The organism is Pseudonocardia sp. OZ21 (genome assembly GCF_059359135.1).
On record NZ_JCADBN010000055.1, the window covers coordinates 1 to 530 of the forward strand.

Consider the following 530-nt stretch of genomic DNA (forward strand, 5'->3'; position numbering starts at 1 on the left):
CCGAGCGGGACGCGTTCCCCGTCGGGAGCCCGGTCCATGACCTCGTGGTTGGTGTCGTCGGAGGTCTCGGTCAGGCCGTAGGCGTTCACCAGCTTGATCGCCGGCTCGGCCGCGAACCAACGCTGCGCCAGCTCCCTCTTCAGCGCCTCACCCGTGACCGACACGGTGTGCAGGTCGGGCAGCTCGCGGTGGTGCCGCTCCACATACGACAGCACCGCCTCGAGGTAGGACGGCACGACCTGGACCACGTTGGCCCCGCCGTCGACGATCGTGTCGACGAAGCGCTCGACATCCAGGATGGCGTCCTGCTCGACGAGTACGGTCCGCCCGCCCACCAGCAGCGCCGAGACCAGCTGCCACAGCGAGATGTCGAAGCACTGGGGCGCGGTCTGCGCGACCGCCTGCCCCTCCCCGATCTCGCAGGCGTCGATCTTGGCGTAGAGGTGGTTGAGCATCCCGGCCTGCTCGCACATCGCACCCTTGGGCTCACCCGTGGAGCCCGAGGTGAAGTAGATGTAGGCCAGCTGGTC

The 530-nt window shown here is 68.5% G+C and carries 1 protein-coding gene; it reads right to left on the minus strand.

Annotated features, from left to right (window positions below):
- Positions 1 to 530, minus strand: a 530-nt coding sequence (locus tag AC5L35_RS37360; RefSeq protein WP_495064482.1) for an AMP-binding protein, incomplete at both ends; no start/stop codon positions are given.